Here is a 20,171-nt window from a genome sequence, read left to right as displayed (position 1 = left end):
ACAGATGTAGCATAATCGGTTTTTTTGCTTTTATCGACTAGTTAAGCATATTCTACATAAAACGTTAAAGTTTCTCTTACGGTTACTGGCTGGCTACCGATCCGCCATCCACGCGAAGATTTACGCCATTAATGAACGAAGCCTGGGTTGATGCCAGGTAGAGAACCGCGGAAGCAACTTCCTCAACCTTGCCCGGCCGTTTTACTTCAATGTGAGGCCGCTTTTCCCGTAAGAATTGCTGAATCGCTTCCTCAAATTCGATATTTTGTTTCCTTGCGTTATCCTGCAGTAGATTTTCCAATAGCGGTGTCATGATAAAAGCAGGGGAGACGGTATTGACTAGAATTCCCTGCGCCGCATATGCTTTCGATAAGCTTTTCGTGAAATTGATTAAAGCCGCTTTAGAAGCATTATAATGGGGCATAAACGGATCAGGCTGTACGCCGGATTCAGAGGAAATGTTGATAATACGGCCGAATCCTGACTTTTTCATAAAAGGGATCACCGCTTTTGTTACCCGCACGGTTCCGAACAAATTCACATTGAACAGTTCCTGCCACTCTTCAATGTCTATTGACTCGAAATCGTCAAATCCCGCGACTATTCCGGCATTGTTGACGAGGATATCAATCGATTTAAATCGATCAATAGCCGCAGAAATGAGCTGATCGACATCGCTCTGTTTTGAGAGATCCGCTTGAACGGCAAGTACCGTTCCCCCATTGTGCTCAATTTCTTTTCTGGCTTCGTTTAAAGCTTCCTCGCCGCGACCGCAAATGACCACATTGGTTCCTTCTGCTGCAAAAGCTACAGCGATGGCTTTGCCAATCCCTTTTGTGCCGCCGGTTACAAGTGCAGTTTTATTCGTTAAACCCAGATCCACTTCAAATCCATCCCTTCAGCGTATAATGTCTAATGGTTGTTCCAAGAAGTGATTTGCTGTTGCTAAGATTTACTATACCGAACTTTGGACATGTAAAGCAACGAGACAACTTTTTCGGACGAATTGGTTTCTTTATCATTGCATGAGGAGATTAATTTGACAAAACATAGTTGACAACACGGAATAATAGGTATTAAAATCAGGTTTATAAAAATTGCGAAAATATAGAGACATAAACTGTAGTTGCTGCATAGGCTGAAGCGTAGGTAATGTTGATTATATCTATCAAGATTATAGGGAAAGGAGGAGTATGGAGCGATTTATTGCCACAAATCTTAAAATTCCACCATTAGGAGGCGTAAAGCATGTGTAAACATCTTAATGATCGGGGAGTCGAGTTTATAATGCAAGCGCTCGAGGAAATTCAATTCGGCTCCCTGCTTATTACCATTCATGACTCAAAAATCACACAGGTAGACAAAACAGTGAAAAGCCGCTTTCCCTTAGAGAGCAGAACTACTTCTGTAAAAACTGCTCCATCTTTGTCCAACAAAAAATAAACATGAACAATAGAATATGCCGATCGGGCTACCGAAGGCTCCTTGTTTGCTGCATACCGGTTAGGGATGCACATGACAGGAGCCTTTTTCTATACACCAGACCAAACAAAGGAGGAATTTATAATGTCTGACATCATTTTGCTTTCCGGCAGTCCTTCGCTTACTTCCCGCTCTACTGCAGTCCTCACCTACATCGAGGAACGAACATTCGAAAGGAGGGAATTTCTACTTGCGCCATCACTCTTCGAGACCTGCCAGCAGAGGATTTACTTTACGGGTTGTATGATAACAGGCACATCCAGAAGGCAGTTGACAGAGTAATAAAAGCAAAAGCGGTGATCCTCGCGACCCCTGTTTACAAAGCTGCCTATACAGGTTTTTTAAAAACCTTTCTGGACCTGCTGCCCAGCGATGCGCTGCATGGCAAAATTGTGATTCCTATAGCGGTAGGCGGTACGCTGGCTCATCTGTTAACGATTGACTACGCCCTTAAGCCGGTTCTTAACGCGCTCGGCGCACGCTACACCTACAGCGGGGTTTATATTCTTGATTCACAGATTGCCCGCGAAGGTTCAAATGTTCGAATTGAGGACCAAATCAAGCACCGCATTGATAAAACGGTGGAGCAATTAGTAGTTGAATTCAGGCAACAAATCCATCCAATCTTTCAAACGAGAGGGGAACAGCGATGAAACAGTTAACAAAGGTGCTGACACTATTACGCGTTGTAATTATCACGGCACTAGCTGCTTTCATGACGTTGACAGGCTGCTCGCAGGGGGCGACACAACAGAAAGCTTCAGGCAGCCCCGATCAGCATACCGTACGTATTGGCTACCAAAAGTTCGGCACGCTCAACATCCTTAAGGCCCAGGGAACACTTGAAAAACGTTTAAAATCTCTCGGTGTCTCTGTGGAGTGGATTCAATTCCCAGCAGGGCCCCAGTTGTTAGAAGCCATGCATGTTGACAGTATTGACATCGGTCATACGGGAGAAGCCCCCCTATTTTCGCACAGGCAGCGAACACGCCACTTGTCTATGCTGCAAAAGAGCCACCGAATCCTGCAGGAGAGGCCATACTTGTTCCTAAGAACTCTTCCATTCGGTCATTGGCTGATTTAAAGGGGAAAAAAGTAGCGCTCAATAAAGGATCCAACGTCCATTACCTTCTCGTTAAAGCCCTGCAAGCGCCGGGTTAAAATACACAGACATTCAGCCAGTGTATCTGCCACCTGCTGATGGCAGGGCAGCTTTCGAGAGGGGAAGCGTGGATGCATGGGTGATCTGGGACCCGTTTTATGCCGCTGCGCAGCGTGCAACACAAGCGCGGGTAATTGCCGACGGGAAGGGATTGGCGGCAAACCGTGAGTTCATTGTGGCCTCTCGTTCCTTCGCAAGGGAGCGGCCCCAAGTTCTCACAGATGTGCTTGATGAGTTGAAGAAAACCGACAGCTGGGTGAAGCAAAATCAGCAAAAGGCCGCAGAATTCTTATCGCCCCAGGTTGGTATTGACGCTGCTTCGTTAAAGGAGGCGCTCATGCGAAGAACATTTGATGTACAAAAGATCAACTCAAACGACATGAATGAGCAGCAGAAAATTGCAAACACCTTCTACCAGATTAAACTCATCCCAAATCAGATTTCGGTTAAGGATGCTATTTTAAACAACTAACGACAATTTTTAAAAAAAGGAGAGAGCATGAAATGAACATTTTCTGGTTTATTCCCACGCATGGCGATAGCCGTTATCTCGGAACACAGACTGGGGGACGCGCTGTTAGCTTTTCATATATGCGCCAGATTGCGCAGGCGGTAGATGAACTCGGTTTTGCAGGTGCTCTGCTGCCAACCGGCCGTTCATGCGAAGATGCATGGGTTGCCGCATCTGCGCTCATCGCAGCAACCGAAAAAATGCGCTTTCTGGTAGCCATTCGGCCAGGTATCATGTCGCCTGCACAAGCGGCGCGCATGGCGGCGACCTTTGACCGCATTTCAAATGGCCGTCTGCTGATTAATGTAGTAACAGGTGGTGATCCGGTTGAGTTGGCCGGAGATGGGCTGCACCTGAGCCATAGTGAAAGATATAAACTTACCGATGAATTCCTTACGGTTTGGCGTGAAATCATGGCAGGCAAAACCGCAAACTTTTCTGGCGAGCATCTCGAAATCAAAGAAGCAAAGCTAATGTACCCACCGGTACAGCAACCCTATCCGCCGTTGTACTTTGGCGGTTCATCTGCCGCGGGCCATGAAGTGGCAGGCAAACATATTGACGTGTACTTAACATGGGGGGAACCGCCGCAGCAGGTAGCCGATAAAATCAAGCATGTTCGGGAACTGGCGGAGAAGAACGGCCGTACAATACGGTTTGGGATCCGTCTTCACGTTATTGTACGGGAAACAGAAAAAGAAGCGTGGGATGCGGCAAACGAACTGATCAAGTACGTAGATGATAATATGATCACGGCAGCCCAGCGTACGTTTGCCCGTTTTGATTCGGAAGGCCAGCGCAGGATGGCACAGCTGCATCAGGGAAACCGGGATTCGCTTGAGATTAGCCCTAATCTTTGGGCAGGTGTCGGACTTGTGCGGGGTGGTGCCGGTACCGCTCTGGTCGGTGATCCAGCAACCGTTGCGGCACGCATAAAGGAATATGCGGAACTTGGAATCGAAACCTTTATTTTGTCGGGTTACCCGCATCTTGAAGAAGCGTATCGGGTGGCTGAACTCCTGTTCCCACATCTTCCTATTCATACGAATAGAAGAAGGGAAGAGACCCAGATCATCAGTCCGTTTGGTGAAATCGTTGCGAATGCTTATTATCCGAAGAAAAAAGAGGTGCGAAGCAGTTGAAGAAAACAGTTCATAAACGGATTAGTGATTTGATTCTTCCATGGATGCTGCCATTACTTGTATTGATTGGCTGGCAAGCGGCGGCTTGGAGCGGCTGGCTTTCGTCCGGGATCCTCTCTTCTCCCTTTGATGTGCTTCGAGCGGCTTTCCGATTAATAAAAACCGGCGAACTCTTTCAGTATATTGGCATTAGTTCACAGCGAGCATTTATCGGGTTTGCTATTGGGGATTCAATCGGGTTATTGTTGGGTTTGCTTACCGGGCTATTCAGTATTGCGGAAAAGCTGTTTGATACATCGGTACAAATGCTGCGAAATATTCCGCATCTGGCGCTTATTCCGCTTGTCATTGTGTGGTTTGGAATTGAGGAAGAGGCGAAACTATTTCTGGTCGCGCTTGGGGTGCTATTTCCCGTCTACCTTAATACCTTTCACGGCATCCGTACGGTAGACGCAAAGTTGATTGAGATGGGGCGTATCTATGGACTGCGGGGATTTGCCCTATTCCGCCACATCATTTTTCCAGCTGCTCTGCCGTCCATACTGGTTGGCATCCGATTCGCCTTAGGGATTATGTGGGTGACGCTCATTGTAGCAGAAACGATCTCTGCCAATTCCGGGATCGGCTACATGGCCATGAACGCGCGCGAGTTTATGCAAATTGATGTGGTCATCGTCAGTATTTTGCTGTACGCTTTGCTCGGCAAACTATCCGACTCTATTGCAAAGCTGGTAGAAAAAAGATTTCTTCAATGGAATCCAAGTTATAGGAAAAGCAGAGCGTAACTTCTAGTCATTTGAAAAGAAAGGAGAGAACAGTTTATGGGGCCGCAACTGCATGGTTCACATGTAAAGCTAACGGAAGTTAGAAAATCATTCGGCAGTCATAACGTATTGCAGCAGATTAATTTGGAAATTAAACCGGGTGATTTTATAGCAATAGTCGGGAGAAGCGGCTGCGGCAAAAGTACGCTGCTTCGTCTTCTGGCCGGTCTGGATCAGCTTACAGAGGGAACCTTACTTGTCAACGGGAAGACTCTATCTGGCATTGACCATACTGTGCGTATGATGTTTCAAGAGGGCAGGCTCTTACCGTGGAAGCGGGTACTTGACAATATTGGCCTAGGTCTGCCGAAGGGCTGGCGCAAAAAGGCAGAACAGGCGCTTGGCCATGTAGGCCTATTAGATCGGGCTGATGAATGGCCAACCGTTCTCTCAGGTGGACAGCAGCAGCGGGTTGCTCTGGCACGTGCACTTGTAAACGAACCGCGCCTGCTTTTGCTTGATGAACCATTAAGTGCGCTGGATGCGCTGACCCGGCTGGAGATGCAGGGCTTGATTGAACGTCTCTGGCTGCAGCATCAATTTACCGCTGTGTTTGTTACACACGATGTGGAGGAAGCTGTGGCGCTTGCGAACCGGGTGATTCTAATAGAAGAGGGAAAAGTAACCATGGACTATCCGATCCAACTTCCACGTCCCCGTCAGCGCAGCCATGCGGTCTTCGCCTCCATTACCGGCAAAATACGAGAACGTATCATCGGGGCGGACGAAAATGCAAGAAACACCGGTGCTGCTGTTAATTCACAATAAAATAGAAACAACAGGGAATGATACAAATTGTCTCTTTATAGAAGCCGATGGATTCCTGCAAATGTAGGAGTCATCGGCTTGTTTGTAATCTTAAGTATGCTTGACGGTCTTTTTATTGGTATTTTAGTTAAACCGATAATACGGGTTGGTATTATTGGATTTTCCAAAGCTGTTTTGCTATAATAGATCTATCATTTTTTTAGAAGGGGGAACAAATTGTGTCGGCTCACGCTAACGAATTACAAATGGTTACAGTGCACACAGAGCCAAATCACAATCGTATATACGCAATTATAACGGCGGTTTTGTTCGTTCTTGGAGCTCTGTATCTTACTAAAGTGGTCTCGGGCACGCAGGGGCTGCTTCTGCTTGCAGGCGGGGTGCTCGGCCTGGCTCTTTATCATGCGCATTACGGTTTTACAAGTTCGTTTCGGGTTTTTCTAACAGATAGACGCGGTGCAGGAATCCGGGCGCAAATGATCTTGTTTTTCATCACGAATCTGGTGTTTCTACCGTTTTTTCTAAAAGGGTCAATTTTTGGCCATCCCATAACAGCAAGCGTATCGCCTGTCGGTATATCTTTGTTGTTTGGGGCCTTTTTGTTTGGGATTGGTATGCAGATGGGCGATGGATGTGCGTCCGGAACGCTTTACCATATCGGCGGTGGTGATGCGAGAGGGATTGTGACGCTTGTCGGCTTTATACTTGGTTCCGTTATTGGAAGTGCGAACTTCACGTGGTGGAGCAATACGCCGCATATAGCGCCGATTTCTTTTATAAAAGAATTTGGAGCTTTTGGCGGACTGTTAATCAATGTGGTGATTATGGTGATTGTTTTTGTGGTTACTGTCATTGCCGAACGCAAGCGCCACGGAGCTTCACAACCTGCATTTCATAAGGAACCGTGGAGTTTAAAACGACTGGTGCATGGCCCCTGGTCCTGGATGATGGGAACGGTGGTTCTGGCAATTGGAGCCCTCGCAGTACTGCTGCTTTCAGGGAAGCCATGGGGCGTTACGTTTGCTTTTGCCCTGTGGGGTTCTAAAGTCGCTCATTTCGCCGGGGTGCCTGTTGAGCAATGGGGTTACTGGCAGACGGCTGCCAACGCCAAAGCATTGCATAGCAATGTGCTAAAAGATGTAACAACAGTGCTGGATATTGGTGTGATATTGGGTGCCTTTCTTGCCCTGGCACTGTCTGGCAAGAAGATCTCCTTCTCCCTGCGCCAGTACCCTGCCCGCATGATTATCGGGCTTTTCATTGGAGGCATCATGATGGGGTATGGGGCCCGCCTTGCTTTTGGATGTAACATTGGGGCTTATTTTGCTGGTGTTGCTTCATTCAGCTTACATGGCTGGGTATGGTTTGTAATGGCTATGCTTGGGAGTTTGGTTGGCATCAAGTTCCGTGGCTATTGTTCTTTTAAATAAACGAGAAATCGTAATATCGGATGAGGGCTGCTTCCCATAGCAGCCCTTAATTTATTTCTTTCTTTTTAACTGATACACGAAAACCTCGAATGCAGGCAATGTATGCAGTACAATATAAGAAAACTTTGCCACAGTTAAACAGGCGTTGGAACATATCAATAGCTAAATGGAAGAATTTTCACATATGAGGAGTCAACGAAATGAGCAGACAAGGCTGGATCGTTTACAACGGCAATCTCAACGCGGAGAAATTCCTGTACCAGGTGAGGTGGCTGGAGCGGACGGGAAAGGAACTTGGTTTTGACATGAGAAGCATTAAAAACAACGAATTGATTGCTTCTATTATAGATGGCGTTTCTGTCATCAAAGGAAAGTATGAAGGATCTCGTCCTGATTTCGTATTCTTCTGGGACAAGGATATCAGGCTGGCCAGGCATTTGGAGAAGATGGGCTTTAAACTATACAACAGCGCGAGCACTATAGAGATCTGCGACGACAAATCCTTAACCTACCAGATGCTTGCTGATCATCACATCCGCATGCCAAGGACATTGATTACCCCCAAAGTATTTGATAACTGTCAAATAATTGATTTCAGTCCGTATGAATATGTGGTGGATGAATTAAACTTCCCGCTCGTCATTAAAGAGGTGTTTGGCTCGTTTGGTTCCCAGGTATATCTCATCCACAATAAAGAAGAAATGATGAGCAAAATTGTGGAGCTGGGGAGTAAGCCTTATGTTTTTCAGGAGTTCATTGAGACAAGCTTTGGGCGGGATATCAGGCTCAATGTAGTGGGTGATAGGGTGGCAGCCTCCATGTTTCGAAAATCTGAGAACGACTTCAGGGCCAATGTAACGGCAGGCGGAAAAATGTATAACTATACACCTACTGATTCAGAGGTTGAACTGGCTGTTAGATGTTCCAAACTGGTCGGGGCCGACTTTTCCGGTGTGGATCTGTTATTTGGAAAAGACGACGAACCTGTTTTATGCGAGATCAACTCCAATGCTCATTTTAAAAACATTTTTGACTGTACGGGAATCGATGTAGCGAAAAGCATGATGCAATACATTAAGGATGAATTGGACGGAATAAAGCATGTATAAAGCGTGGCTTATCTACAACCAGCGTGATGCTGAAAGAAATCGGGAATTCATTCGGTGGATGGTGGCAGAAGCAGCAGAGTTGGCTATTGATCTTAACGTTATGTATAAAGAGAAATTTACAATCGGTGTGAAAAATGCTTCATTGTACGCAACTTATGAGCAGGTGCAAATAGATAAGCCTGACTTTGCCATCGTGCGAAACATCGATGAACTATTCAGTTCGCAATTACAGTATCTCGGCATCAACGTATACAATTCTGCCTTTGTCTCAGAGATAGCTAACAATAAAGCGAAGACGCATCAATTTTTGGCCCGGCACGGCATTCCGATGGCCGACACGGTGTTTTTAAACACAGATGATTTTCGCAAAGATTCCTTTTCCATGGCCTTCCCGTGTGTCGTGAAGAAAGTAAGGGGCAGAGGAGGCGAACAGGTATATAAGATGGAGTGCCTGGATGATATCTCCTTATTTTGTGGGAAGGAGAAGAATGAAAATATTATTGTTCAGAAAATGGCCGCCCCCGGCAGGGATGTCAGGGTTTTCGTTGTGGGTAAGCAAATTGTGGCGGCTATCCTAAGAGAATCTAACACAGACTTTCGGGCAAATTATTCGCTGGGGGGAACATCCAGCGTCTATCAATTATCGGCGAGGGAGCAGCGGATCGTGCGTAAAATAATGGGCCTGTTTGACTTCGGCATGGTGGGCATCGATTTCATATTTGATGAAGCCGGGAATTTTCTATTGAATGAAATTGAAGATGTTGTGGGAAGCAGGACATTAAGCAAGAATACAGACATTAATATCGTTCGCATCTATTTGCGCCACATCTTGGATAACTGCCTGCACGCGAACTAAAAAAGAGACGTTTCCCCGGTTCCGGGAGAACATCTCTTTTTTTTTCGACATGATGAGATAGTGGCTCTATTGCATCATGCGTACAAGTATTCTTGAGATGGCCAGAAGAATCAGGCCGAATACAATCGATAACACACCGATTAAGCTAAATACCTGGAAATAACCTAGGGATTCAATGGCCGATGCCAATTGTCCGCCTACGATGTTGGCCACACCAGTGCTTGCCAGCCAAACACCCATAAGCAAGGAGACCAGGCGCACAGGGGCTATTTTACTTACGAGTGATAAACCTACCGGTGACAGAAACAGCTCACCGAGCGTATGAAGCAGGTAGGTGAACACGATAAATAAGATATTTGCTTTGGTCATAATGTGCTGCTCATTGCTGCCTGTTTTCGTTACAGCGACAAGCAGCACCATGTAACCCACACCAAGCAGCACCATACCGAGTCCCATTTTCGTCGGGATCTTAATGTCGCCTCTTTTGGAGTTAGCGAGTTTATACCACAACGCGGAAAGAATCGGAGCTAAGATGACGATAAATAATGGGTTTAACGACTGGAACCAAGATGTTGGCACTTCCCAGTCAAATATATGTCGGTTAATAAATTTGTCAGTGTATAAAGTCAGCGAGCTGCCTGCTTGTTCAAATCCAGCCCAGAAGAAGACCACGAAGCAGGTTACAATAACAATAACAGCAGTCCTCTGCTTCTCTTTCTTTGTTAAAGGCGTTTTGGCTGATGTAGCATTGGTTTTCGCTTTCGCAACTTTTCCAGTTGCCACTTTACCGATATTGCCGAGGTATTTATTGCCCAGCGCGTTAAAGATAATTTGCCCGATAACCATGCCTATACACGAAGCTAAAAATCCGTACTTAAATCCATAATGAATGAGCCCGTCAAAAGATGTTTTAAAATACGTTTCGGCAAGGCCGCCGCAAACGAGCGGCGCGAAGAAAGCACCAACGTTAATACCCATGTAGAAAATGGTGAAAGCACCATCTTTACGTTTGTCATTTTCTCCATATAATTCACCAACAAGGGTGGAAATATTGGGTTTAAAGAATCCATTTCCGATAATTAACAGGGCAAGTCCAACATACAAAGCCATTTTGCTTTGCTGCGCAAATAAAGCAAAGTTACCGAGCGCCATGATTACGCCGCCAATGGTAATGGCCCTTCTTCTGCCAATAAACCGGTCTGTCAAATAACCGCCAAGCATAGGGGTAAAGTAGCAGGCGCCGGTATAAAAACCATATATGCTTACCGCAACACCTTCATCGAAACCCAGTCCGCCGCTGACGAGGGCTGTTGTTAAGTATAACGTCAACAACGCTCTCATACCATAATAACTGAACCTCTCCCACATCTCTGTAAAAAACAACAGGTACAAACCTGGTGGATGTTTTTCTTTTTGCGGCTTGTTTAGTTTTTGATCGTTTTTTTGTAGCTCTAAAGCTGCTCCCACTTACCCAACCTCCTGGCTCTTATTCTTTAACAATAATAATAATTTTATTTTACAAATAATTTACACGCAATGTTTTTTTGTGGAAATAGACAAAAATATATGTCGTTCCTGGCGATGTGGAAGAGATAGGGAATTGCTTATACATCTATTACTATTAAGGAATATTTGATGATATGCGAAACTTTTGCAAGTAAGTTTTTTCGATAGTCAGGGGGTGAAATTAGAAAAATAATTTATAAATCAATCAAAAACACGGAATATATTATTGTGATCTATGTCGTATTTTACGGGAATATGGCGCTTGTGCCGAAAAAAGTGTAGATGAGGGGTGCGCTTTTGCGGGAAGTTAACTATAATATTGTAAGTAGGGGTGAGTAGGGGAGGGTATAGGTAAACGATTTGTCATATTAGGTGTCAATTTGTATAAAATGGGGTAAACGGCTTTTTAGAGTCAACAAGAATAAACGGATGGCATATCCATCTCTTTTAATAAGCCAGCCTACCCGGAAAATGCCAGGTGGGCTGGTTGTTTTGGTGAGCAGCGCATGAGGAAGTACTACAATAAAGACGTGTTTTTTCGGGAAACCTATATGAGACAAGAAAGCAAAAAGGTCATATTAATATGGTGAATGTATGAAGACAATGAAGAGGGATAAGATACTTATTCTTTTTGGAAATTACGGAGACGGACACCGGCAGGCGGCTTACGCGATCCGCAAAGCAATGCGTATGCATTTACCACATGTTGAATCGGTCGTTTTGGATTTTATGAAATGGACACATCCTTATCTTCACTCAATTGCTCACTACGTTTTCATGCAGGGGGTGAAAAAGTTCCCTTATGTTTACGGGTATTTTTATGAAAAAACCCGCGAAGGAAACCCTTATCCCAGGGTTTTAAAAACATTTAATATATTTGGGCTCAATAGAATATTAAAGCTGATCCAGAAAGTTCAGCCATCGATTGTGATTAGTACATTCCCACTGGCGGCTGCGGCCATGTCCCAATTGAAGTCGCTCGGTTTGACTGATTGCCGAACCGTGACCGTTATAACCGATCATACGGATCATCGTTCCTGGATTCACCCGAATACGGATCAATATATCGTAGGATCAAATCCGGTCCGGCTTGCTCTTCGGGAACTCGGGATAGCTGACACCCAAATTGCTGTCACTGGCATTCCTGTGCGTCCGGAATTTACGAAATCCTACAAACGGGAGCAGCTGGCAGCGAAACATGGCTTGCAGGAAAATGTGCCAACGGTTCTTCTTATGGGGGGCGGAGCGGGGATTATTGGGGAAGGAAAAGCCACTTTTAAGGCACTCGAAGCGCTGCCCGAGCCCGTACAGTTCATTATTGTATGCGGGCATAATCAGAAATTAAAGCAGCGCTTGGAGGAAAAATTTAAAACTTCCAAGCACCGCGTGATCCTTACGGGCTACGTGAGCCACATTCATGAATTTATGGCCATCGCTGACATTATGATTACCAAATCAGGCGGGGTTACTACTTCAGAAGCGATCGCGATGGAACTGCCCATGCTGCTTTATAAATCTCTTCCCGGCCAGGAAGAGGAGAACGCCAAGTTTCTTGTGGAGGCCGGCGTTGCCATGCAAGCGGAAGATCCGCTTGATCTCGTGAGAAAGCTTGAATTTTTATTAGAGAATCCGAACTGGCTATCCTGTATGAAAGATAGATCCAGACAATTTCATACCAAGCTGGCCGCTTTTCACGCGCTAGACATCATCTTCCAGACGAAAGCGGAGGTCAGAATATAAATCCTGGGTAGGATATGGAGTGTGACCAATGAATCCAGATATTAAAGTGCTCATTCTCTATGCAAGCTACGGAAAAGGCCATATTCAAGTATCAGAGGCCCTTATGAAGCGGTTTCAGGATAGAGGCATACGAAATATCGTTCTGATGGATTTATTCGCGCAGGCCCATCCGTTGATTGATGCGATTTCCCGCTATATCTATATAAAAAGCTTCACCGTTTTTTCCTCTGTTTATGGCTGGCTCTATGATCGCACCAAAGATATGCGCCATGATACACCGGTTTCCAGCCGATTTAATGCTTTTGGAATTCGGGAGCTTAAAAAAATAATCGAAGAAGAAAAACCCGATCTCGTCATCAATACATTCCCCATGCAGGCGATGGCGGAACTGTGCAAAAAGATTGGTCAGAAAATCCCGACTTATACGGTTCTTACCGATTTTACCATTCACAATCGCTGGCTTCATCCGGGTATCGATAAGTATTTTGTGCCAACAAGGGATATTAAGCTAAAGCTGGTAACCAAGGGAATTCGGCCGGAAAAAATAAAAGTCAGCGGCATACCGCTGCGGGAGGGCTTCGAGAAGCAAGCACCCCTTCCTTATTCATATGAAAGGTTTGGTCTTTCCCCCTTGAAGAAAACGGTTTTAATCATGGGCGGAGCATATGGTGTATTAGCTGAATTAAAACAGCTGTGCGAGGCGATTTCCTTTATCGACGGGGTTCAGGTTCTTCTTGTCTGCGGCGGCAACGACAAGGTAAAGAAAGAGATGGATGCCAGGTTCGCGCGCAACCAGGATGTAAGTGTGCTTGGTTTTGTTGAGGATGTACACAATGTGATGCGAATGGCCTCGTGTATTGTGACCAAAGCGGGGGGAGTTACTTTATCCGAGGCTTTGGCTGTGACACTGCCTATCGTAATTTTCAGGCCGGTTCCGGGACAGGAAAAAGAAAATGCAGATTACTTGTCCCAAGCCGGAGCAGCCATCACTGCTGAGCATATTGATGAATTAACCAAGAAGGTAAGCCATATTCTTGCTGATAACCAACGTCTTATTGAGATGAAAAAAGCGATTCTTCGGCTGCAGAGAAGGAATGCAGCAGACACCATTGTTACTGATATTATGAACAATGTTCTGATACGTCAATAAGTAAATGTTTCTGGAGGGTATTATGGGAGAATTTCTGCTGTGGGGAACCCTGCTCCCAATCTTTGCTTACTGGGCCGTACCTGGAATCATTACAAGGATTTTTGGGATCGGTATTTTTAGAAAAAGTGAGGGAGGCAGAGAAATTGCGCTGACATTTGACGACGGCCCTGATCCATCTTTTACTCCGCTGCTTCTGGACCTCCTGCAGAAATATGGGGTGAAAGCAACGTTCTTCGTGCTGGGTTCACAAGCAAAGACGTACCCAGAGCTCATTGCCCGGATGCATGAAGAAGGACACCTGATCGGGATGCATAATTACGTACACAGGACCAACTGGCTCATGTTTCCTTGGACAGTCAAAAGGCAGCTGCAGGAAACGGCGGCAATCATTGAAGATATTACCGGCAAAAAACCGGCTTTTTACCGGCCGCCATGGGGACTTTTAAACTTATTCGACTTCCGGCTTAGAAAGCAATACCAATTAATTCTCTGGTCGGTGATGGCTGGTGATTGGAGCTGCAAAGGAGGAAGTGAAAGAATAAGAAGGCAGTTGCTGAAGAAAATGAAGAGCGGTTCTGTTATCTGTCTGCATGATAGCGATAAAGCGTTTGGCGCGGATGCAAATTCCCCCACCTACATGCTTGAGGCTTTGGAAGATGTCCTGAAAGAGATCTATTTCCGTAATTATATATGCAAGAGGATCGATGAAATGACCGGTATGAAATACAGGAGTTAGATGCCCGGGATCGAAGAGAGGGGACATTACATTGGGCAAGCGGAGAATTTTTCGCCTGTGGATGAAGTGGGAGCAATTATTTCATTTTCTTTATAAAGTAAAGCCCATAGATGAAGAACATCCACTGCTTCAGATCAGATTGCGCACCTATAAAGGTCAGCCGCTCCTACTGAATGATGGTGAAGAACTTCGCAGGGGTGACCGAATTTTTGAATTGCATTTCGACAATGAAACGCTTGCTGCACTGGCAGCTGGCTCAAAATCTACCGTCCACCTTGCCATCCACCTTATCCGCGGAACCGAGCAGTTGCTCCCACAACTAGCGGATCGGATTCGAACGCAGGCTGATTATCAGGATATTAAGGCTTTATACGGCATCTCACACATTTACAGGGGAACAGAAAAACTTGGTTTTACCGTAATTGAGATGCAGCGGGGTATTTTCCGCTTCCTGACGACGCATTACCTTCGCCTGCTGTTATCCGTTATCCATCCTGAAGGGAAAAAGAGGGTAACAGCAAACACTGAACTTATTGTGCCTAAAATTATAGCTTTTTCATCAAAGAAATTGTTGGAAAAATATTAACAGCCGACCGCATAAGCGATCGGCTGTTTGAATCCCGTTAGATAAATTTAGTAAGCAGAATGATAATGCCTAGACCCCAGCAGTAGTAGGCGAACGGTCTCATGGCATTAATTTCGCGTTTCTTAAACCAGCGCATTAAAATCCAAACGCTTATCAATGCGAAGACACCGGATAAGACTCCTCCTAACAAGGAGTTCGCGAATAAGCCCGGAACATGTGATTTATACAGTTTAGGGAGCTCTTTTACGCTTGCACCTAAAATAATAGGGGTGGCCAGCAGCATGGAGAAACGGGCAGCAGCCTCATGCTTTAGGCCCATCCAGAAACCGGCTGTCATACTGGCACCGGAACGGGAGAAACCCGGAACGAGAGCCAGCGATTGGAAGAACCCGATCACCACTGCTTGCTTGTATGATAAATCTTCGAGTTCTAATTTGCCTCTGGAGCTTGCTTTTTCACCGAAAAACAAGAGAAAACCGTTTAAGATCAGGAAAATTGCCGCGCTTGTTACACTGCTGAACAGGAGCGTAAGCCGCTTTTCCAGCAGAAGTCCCAGTATCGCCGCCGGAATCGTGCCCACCACGATTAACAAGAATACCTTGCGGCTGTTGCGCATGCTTCCGTCAAAGAAGGAACGAATGATGGCAACCCATTCCTTCCAAAAAAATAGGAGCAGGGCTACTGCGGTTCCCAGATGCAGCATTACTACATAGGCAAGAAAGTGTTCTTTTAAGAACTGGGGATCAAGATCCCAGCGGAACACGTAAGGTGTAAGAACGCCGTGCGCCACGCTGCTGACCGGGAATAGCTCAGTAATGCCCTGGATAATAGCGATAATAACCGTTTGAATAAATGACATATTCGCTTGTCCTTTCTGTACGGGTTGATATGCAATTCGTACTAATTATAACAACGCATTGTTAAGATTGGGTAAAATTTTATGGGGATTATGAGAAAAATCGACAGCGTTCATGATACATGCCGTGTCACTTTTTGCAGAATACGTTCTATTTTAGTAGAATAAAAAGATAGATTATGGTGTTGGAAGAAGGTCTTTGTGTGAGTTATTTACAACAGGGTTCCCCTGCTTTTCACAAAGCGAATTATGCTTTGTTTGCCGGTGGTTTTGTTACATTTGCTATTCTGTATGACGTGCAGCCGCTTATGCCGATATTTTCGAAGGAGTTTAATGTTTCGCCCGCTGTCGGAAGTCTTTCTTTGTCAGCAACGACCTGCGCACTTGCGGTGTCGATGCTCATTGTTGGTTCGCTTTCCGAATCATGGGGACGAAAACCAGTCATGGCGATTTCGCTCCTGGTTTCATCGATTCTCGTTATGCTAACGGCTTTGAGCCCGAGTTTTATGTCGCTGCTGGGTATGCGGATCATACAGGGCATTGTGCTGGCGGGGCTGCCTGCCATTGCTATGGCTTATCTTGGTGAGGAAGTGGATCCGGCAAGCCTTGGCGTTGCAATGGGTTTATATATCAGCGGCAATTCAATCGGGGGAATGGCTGGGAGAATTATAACGGGATCAATAACTGATTTTTTCTCCTGGCGCATCGCGATGGGGTCCATCGGTATCATTAGCCTGGCGTGCAGCCTATGGTTCTGGTTCAACCTGCCTGCATCCAGAAACTTTAAACCGAAACCGCTCAATTTGCGAAATTTATTCTTTTCACTGCTGCATCACCTGCGAGATCCCGGGCTTCTCTGCCTATATGGCATATCCTTTCTCCTTATGGGGAGTTTCGTGACCCTATATAATTATATCGGCTTTCAGCTGGTGGAGCCGCCTTACCGGCTTAGCCAGACAGTGGTAGGCTGGATTTTTATCGTGTACTTAATGGGAACATTTAGTTCCACCTGGATGGGCAGGCTTGCTGACAAGATAGGGCGGCGCAAAGTGTTATGGATTGGGCTTTTAATTATGCTTGCAGGAGCGTGTATTACGTTATCTCCGAACCTTGCGCTTAAGATCGCTGGGATTGCTATCTTTACGTTTGGCTTTTTTGGCTCCCATTCCATCGCCAGCAGTTGGGTTGGAAGACGGGCCAAAACGGAAAAGGCGCAGGCCTCGTCACTTTATCTATTCTTCTACTATCTGGGTTCAAGTGTTGCTGGAACGGCAGGGGGCTTCTTCTGGATGCACTTTGGCTGGCCCGGCGTTATTGGGTTGATTTGTATCCTGCTTCTGCTGGCTTTTCCTTTATCTAAAAAGCTTTCCTCATTGCCGCCCTTATAATAAGCAAAATAAAAAGCCTGCTGGAACGAATCCGTTCATTCTTAAGCAGGCTTTTCCTCTTTATTAAGCGTTAAGGGTCGTTATAAAAGATTCAAGTCGATTTAACCCTTCCTCCAGTATTTCCATGGAATAGGCATACGAAATACGGATAAATCCCTCGCCATGAGCGGAGAAGGCATCTCCGGGTACGATAGCCACCCTTTCTTTTTCTAATAGCGATAAAGCGAAATCAAAGGAAGGCATATTGAAATTCTTAATCGAAGGAAAAAGATAAAAGGCACCATTCGGTTTTACCGCAGGAAGCCCCATCTTTTCAAGCCGTTCCATGACATAATCCCGTCTTTTTCTGTATTCATCCCTCATTATCGCAGCATCGTTGATTCCGTTTGTTAAAGCTTCTATCGCAGCATACTGGCTGATGGAACTGGCACATGTCGCATTGTACTGATGGACTTTTAACATCTGGCCAGTTAAATAGGCAGGGGCAAAAGTAAACCCGATGCGCCAGCCGGTCATGGAGTGTGACTTGGAAAGCCCATTGATGACAATGGTTTTTTCTCTCATGGATGGAATAGAGGCAATGGACTCATGTCTGCCTTCGAAAACCAATTCGCTGTATATTTCATCCGAAACCACAAAGATTGGCTTATCCTTCAGCAACTCGGCAATTTCCTCAAGATCTGAACGGGACAGTGTAACGCCTGTGGGATTGGATGGATATGGTAGGATAATGCAGCGGGTTTTTGCTGTAAGATGCTGCTCTATTAAAGAAGCGCTTAGTTTGAAATGAGTAGACGTTGTATCTACATGTACAGGGGTCGCCCCGCACAGTGTAATGATGGGTTCATAACCCGGATACACGGGCCCGGGAAGAATGACTTCGCAGCCTTCTGTTAAAATGGTGCGAAGGGTAATGTCGATGGCTTCACTGGCGCCGTTAGTTGTTATGATTTCATCTTCGGCCCGGTATACCAGTCCGTACTTGGTGGATAAAAAGTCAGCAGCCGCCTGCCTCAACTCAGGCAGTCCTGCATTGGGTGTGTATGTTGTTCTATTTGTTTCAATGGCTGTTTTGCCGCTGTTTTTTATATGTTCCGGTGTTGGGAAATCAGGCTGGCCAATTGTAAGCGATATGGCATCCGGGTAATGGATAACCCTGTTAAAAAACTTACGTATGCCTGAGATCTGAATGCTTTGAACCTGTGGGTTAATGAGGTGCTCCATCATCTGCAATCGTCCTTTCCGCTTATCATGGGGAAAATCTTATTTTTCTATTCTACTACTATTTGGTTTTAAGCGGACATAATTATTCAGCAATGCGCTTAGTGTGGCCAGACAACGTGAGAAAAACACCGCGGGCCATGCCGCTCTCTCCTTTCCCATCATAGAAGTTTTTACGGCCGCTTTGTGGAACGACGGACGGACCGGCAAAACATCTGGGTATCTCAATGATGGAGACAGTTGCCGGTCTTTTTCGCCCTCTGTTCCTCACGCTCCACAAAGGGAAAGAAAGGTGCGGACATGCGCCTCACGATGTTTTTCTTCGGTGCTTCGGGACCGGAGGTTCCATTTAAAATATCGCTCCAGGCATTTCAACACTGTGAAGCCCATAAACTTTTCATATGAACAAAGAGCAAGGGACCTAGTGGTCCCCATCCCGTACCAATTTAGCGCTTTAAAGCAACATGTAGTTTCTTATAAGATAAAAAAGGCCCCGTTTCGTTACGAAACGAGGTCCTCCTTACCGGGTTTTACGCACCGGCAATGTTTGAAATATAGCCGGTCATGACGCGAATAGCAACTTCTATTGCCTGCTCGCTAGGTTCTATTTTGGCGTGGTGGAGGCCGTATGGCGTATCCACACCAAGCCAAAACATAAAACCGGGAATCTCGGAGAGAAAGTAGCCGAAGTCTTCACCCGTCATCGCTTCCGTGCACTCGATGACTTCTGCCTTGCCGGATTGGCTTACCCAGTCCATAAAGCCCCGCACGAGTTTTTCATCGTTATACACCTGGCAATAGTTCGCCCCGTAATCGATGTCTGCCTGGCACTCAAATCCAGTCTCAATTCCTTTGATTAACGATTCAATTCTGGACTTTATTTTGCTCATGGATTCCAGCGATAGCGTGCGAATGGTTCCTTCCAGCCGGGCCTTCTCCGCAATAATGTTCTGCTTCGTTCCGGCTTCGATCTTTCCGATGGTGATCACACCGGAATCAAGCGGATTTAAATTTCGTGAAATAATGCTTTGCAGCTGTGTGGCAAGGTGTGCAGCAGCCACAACCATGTCGTTAGCTGTGTGGGGAAATGCCGCATGGCCGCCTTTTCCGGTCAGGTCGATGAACAGTTCAGAAGTATTGGCAAAGAGAATGCCCGGTTTCGTGGCAATGGTGCCGACCGGATACTCAGGAGCAACATGCAGGCCAAAAATGCAATCCGGTCGCCATGCCTGAAACTCCTCGCTATGCATCATAGGCAAGGCGCCGCCAGGGCCTTCTTCCGCCGGTTGAAAAATAAAAAGCAAATCATCGTTTACTTGATGCTCCACGAAGTAGGTCAGCACGCCAAGGCCAATGGCCATGTGCATGTCGTGGCCACAGGCGTGCATATATCCAGGATGGCTGGACCTAAATTCGTACGATGTCTCTTCTTCGATGGGAAGCCCGTCCATATCTGCGCGATAGGCGATGAGTTTAGTCGGATTTTTCCCCTTAATCTTCACCAATATGCCAGTCTTCCACGTCTTTAGTTCCATTCGGTCGTGCTCAAGAGTGGACAGGTAATCAAGCAGAAGCTGCTGTGTTTTAAACTCAGCGAATCCCGGTTCTGGAATTTGGTGGAGACGGCGGCGAAGCTCAACGAAAGGACTGACAACAGTTGTCATGCTCAGCTCTCCTTTCTATGGTGTCGGTCTTAGCCTCGCA

The 20,171-nt window shown here is 46.0% G+C and carries 19 protein-coding genes and 1 pseudogene; 15 read left to right on the top strand and 5 right to left on the bottom strand.

Annotated elements, in window-relative coordinates; all coding sequences use genetic code 11:
• Positions 1–82: 82 nt before the first annotated feature.
• Positions 83–883 (bottom strand): SDR family NAD(P)-dependent oxidoreductase, encoded by an 801-nt coding sequence (locus PP175_RS22605; protein WP_272440467.1) that lies wholly within the window; start codon positions 881–883, stop codon positions 83–85.
• Between the two features lie 365 nt (positions 884–1,248).
• On the opposite strand from PP175_RS22605, the gene PP175_RS22600 reads away from it, so the two are divergent.
• From PP175_RS22600 to PP175_RS22555, 10 genes and pseudogenes are all read left to right on the top strand, one after another.
• On the top strand, positions 1,249–1,443 hold the full coding sequence (locus PP175_RS22600) for a YezD family protein (RefSeq protein WP_272440466.1): 195 nt from the start codon (positions 1,249–1,251) through the stop codon (positions 1,441–1,443).
• 123 nt (positions 1,444–1,566) lie between these two features.
• Positions 1,567–1,764, top strand: a complete 198-nt coding sequence (locus PP175_RS22595) for a hypothetical protein (RefSeq protein WP_272440465.1) — start codon at positions 1,567–1,569, stop codon at positions 1,762–1,764.
• Positions 1,680–2,135: an NADPH-dependent FMN reductase gene (ssuE, locus tag PP175_RS22590; RefSeq protein WP_334314225.1), complete on the top strand. Its 456-nt coding sequence runs from the start codon at positions 1,680–1,682 to the stop codon at positions 2,133–2,135. The genes PP175_RS22595 and ssuE overlap by 85 nt, the downstream gene beginning before the upstream one ends.
• Positions 2,132–3,116 (top strand): annotated as a pseudogene (locus PP175_RS22585) (sulfonate ABC transporter substrate-binding protein). The gene ssuE and the pseudogene PP175_RS22585 overlap by 4 nt, the downstream one beginning before the upstream one ends.
• A 32-nt stretch (positions 3,117–3,148) precedes the next feature.
• On the top strand, positions 3,149–4,297 hold the full coding sequence (gene ssuD, locus PP175_RS22580; protein WP_272440464.1) for an FMNH2-dependent alkanesulfonate monooxygenase: 1,149 nt from the start codon (positions 3,149–3,151) through the stop codon (positions 4,295–4,297).
• On the top strand, positions 4,294–5,082 hold the full coding sequence (ssuC, locus tag PP175_RS22575) for an aliphatic sulfonate ABC transporter permease SsuC (protein ID WP_272440463.1): 789 nt from the start codon (positions 4,294–4,296) through the stop codon (positions 5,080–5,082). Before ssuD ends, ssuC begins: the two co-directional genes overlap by 4 nt.
• Positions 5,083–5,118: 36 nt before the next feature.
• Positions 5,119–5,889, top strand: coding sequence for an ATP-binding cassette domain-containing protein (locus PP175_RS22570; RefSeq protein ID WP_272440462.1), 771 nt, complete (start codon positions 5,119–5,121; stop codon positions 5,887–5,889).
• A gap of 218 nt (positions 5,890–6,107) precedes the next feature.
• Positions 6,108–7,319 carry a YeeE/YedE family protein gene (locus PP175_RS22565; protein WP_272440461.1) on the top strand — a complete coding sequence of 404 codons (1,212 nt, stop codon included), beginning with the start codon at positions 6,108–6,110 and terminating at the stop codon, positions 7,317–7,319.
• A gap of 200 nt (positions 7,320–7,519) precedes the next feature.
• The gene (locus PP175_RS22560) at positions 7,520–8,428 is read left to right on the top strand and encodes an ATP-grasp domain-containing protein (protein WP_272440460.1); all 909 of its coding nucleotides are present in this window, start codon (positions 7,520–7,522) and stop codon (positions 8,426–8,428) included.
• On the top strand, positions 8,421–9,284 hold the full coding sequence (locus PP175_RS22555; RefSeq protein ID WP_272440459.1) for an ATP-grasp domain-containing protein: 864 nt from the start codon (positions 8,421–8,423) through the stop codon (positions 9,282–9,284). Before PP175_RS22560 ends, PP175_RS22555 begins: the two co-directional genes overlap by 8 nt.
• A 66-nt stretch (positions 9,285–9,350) precedes the next feature.
• Here the strand turns inward: PP175_RS22555 and PP175_RS22550 are convergent, their stop codons facing one another.
• A complete protein-coding gene (locus tag PP175_RS22550; protein ID WP_272440458.1) occupies positions 9,351–10,751 on the bottom strand; it encodes a peptide MFS transporter in 1,401 nt (466 codons plus the stop codon).
• Between the two features lie 633 nt (positions 10,752–11,384).
• On the opposite strand from PP175_RS22550, the gene PP175_RS22545 reads away from it, so the two are divergent.
• Genes PP175_RS22545 through PP175_RS22530 form a run of 4 tightly spaced genes read left to right on the top strand, consistent with a single transcriptional unit; the run spans position 11,385 to position 15,002 of the window.
• A complete protein-coding gene (locus PP175_RS22545) occupies positions 11,385–12,530 on the top strand; it encodes an MGDG synthase family glycosyltransferase (RefSeq protein ID WP_272440457.1) in 1,146 nt (381 codons plus the stop codon).
• 28 nt (positions 12,531–12,558) lie between these two features.
• Positions 12,559–13,680, top strand: coding sequence for an MGDG synthase family glycosyltransferase (locus tag PP175_RS22540; protein ID WP_272440456.1), 1,122 nt, complete (start codon positions 12,559–12,561; stop codon positions 13,678–13,680).
• 22 nt (positions 13,681–13,702) lie between these two features.
• Positions 13,703–14,416, top strand: coding sequence for a polysaccharide deacetylase family protein (locus PP175_RS22535; RefSeq protein ID WP_272440455.1), 714 nt, complete (start codon positions 13,703–13,705; stop codon positions 14,414–14,416).
• Positions 14,417–14,447: 31 nt separating this feature from the next.
• Complete coding sequence (locus PP175_RS22530; RefSeq protein ID WP_272440454.1) at positions 14,448–15,002, top strand: YkoP family protein; 555 nt, start codon at positions 14,448–14,450, stop codon at positions 15,000–15,002.
• Between the two features lie 37 nt (positions 15,003–15,039).
• Here the strand turns inward: PP175_RS22530 and PP175_RS22525 are convergent, their stop codons facing one another.
• Positions 15,040–15,861, bottom strand: coding sequence for an undecaprenyl-diphosphate phosphatase (locus PP175_RS22525; RefSeq protein WP_272440453.1), 822 nt, complete (start codon positions 15,859–15,861; stop codon positions 15,040–15,042).
• 200 nt (positions 15,862–16,061) lie between these two features.
• Between PP175_RS22525 and PP175_RS22520 the strand changes: the two genes are divergently transcribed.
• Entirely contained in the window at positions 16,062–17,246 is a 1,185-nt protein-coding gene (locus tag PP175_RS22520; RefSeq protein WP_272440452.1) for an MFS transporter, read from the top strand.
• A gap of 63 nt (positions 17,247–17,309) precedes the next feature.
• Here the strand turns inward: PP175_RS22520 and PP175_RS22515 are convergent, their stop codons facing one another.
• Positions 17,310–18,470, bottom strand: coding sequence for an aminotransferase A (locus tag PP175_RS22515; RefSeq protein ID WP_272443348.1), 1,161 nt, complete (start codon positions 18,468–18,470; stop codon positions 17,310–17,312).
• Between the two features lie 527 nt (positions 18,471–18,997).
• Complete coding sequence (locus PP175_RS22510; protein WP_272440451.1) at positions 18,998–20,131, bottom strand: N-acetyldiaminopimelate deacetylase; 1,134 nt, start codon at positions 20,129–20,131, stop codon at positions 18,998–19,000.
• Between the last annotated feature and the right edge of the window lie 40 nt (positions 20,132–20,171).

It is taken from the genome of Aneurinibacillus sp. Ricciae_BoGa-3 (assembly GCF_028421645.1).
Taxonomy (GTDB): Bacteria; Bacillota; Bacilli; order Aneurinibacillales; family Aneurinibacillaceae; genus Aneurinibacillus_B.
The sequence above is the reverse complement of the archived record's forward strand: the minus strand, read 5'-3'. Positions and strand labels throughout refer to the sequence as shown.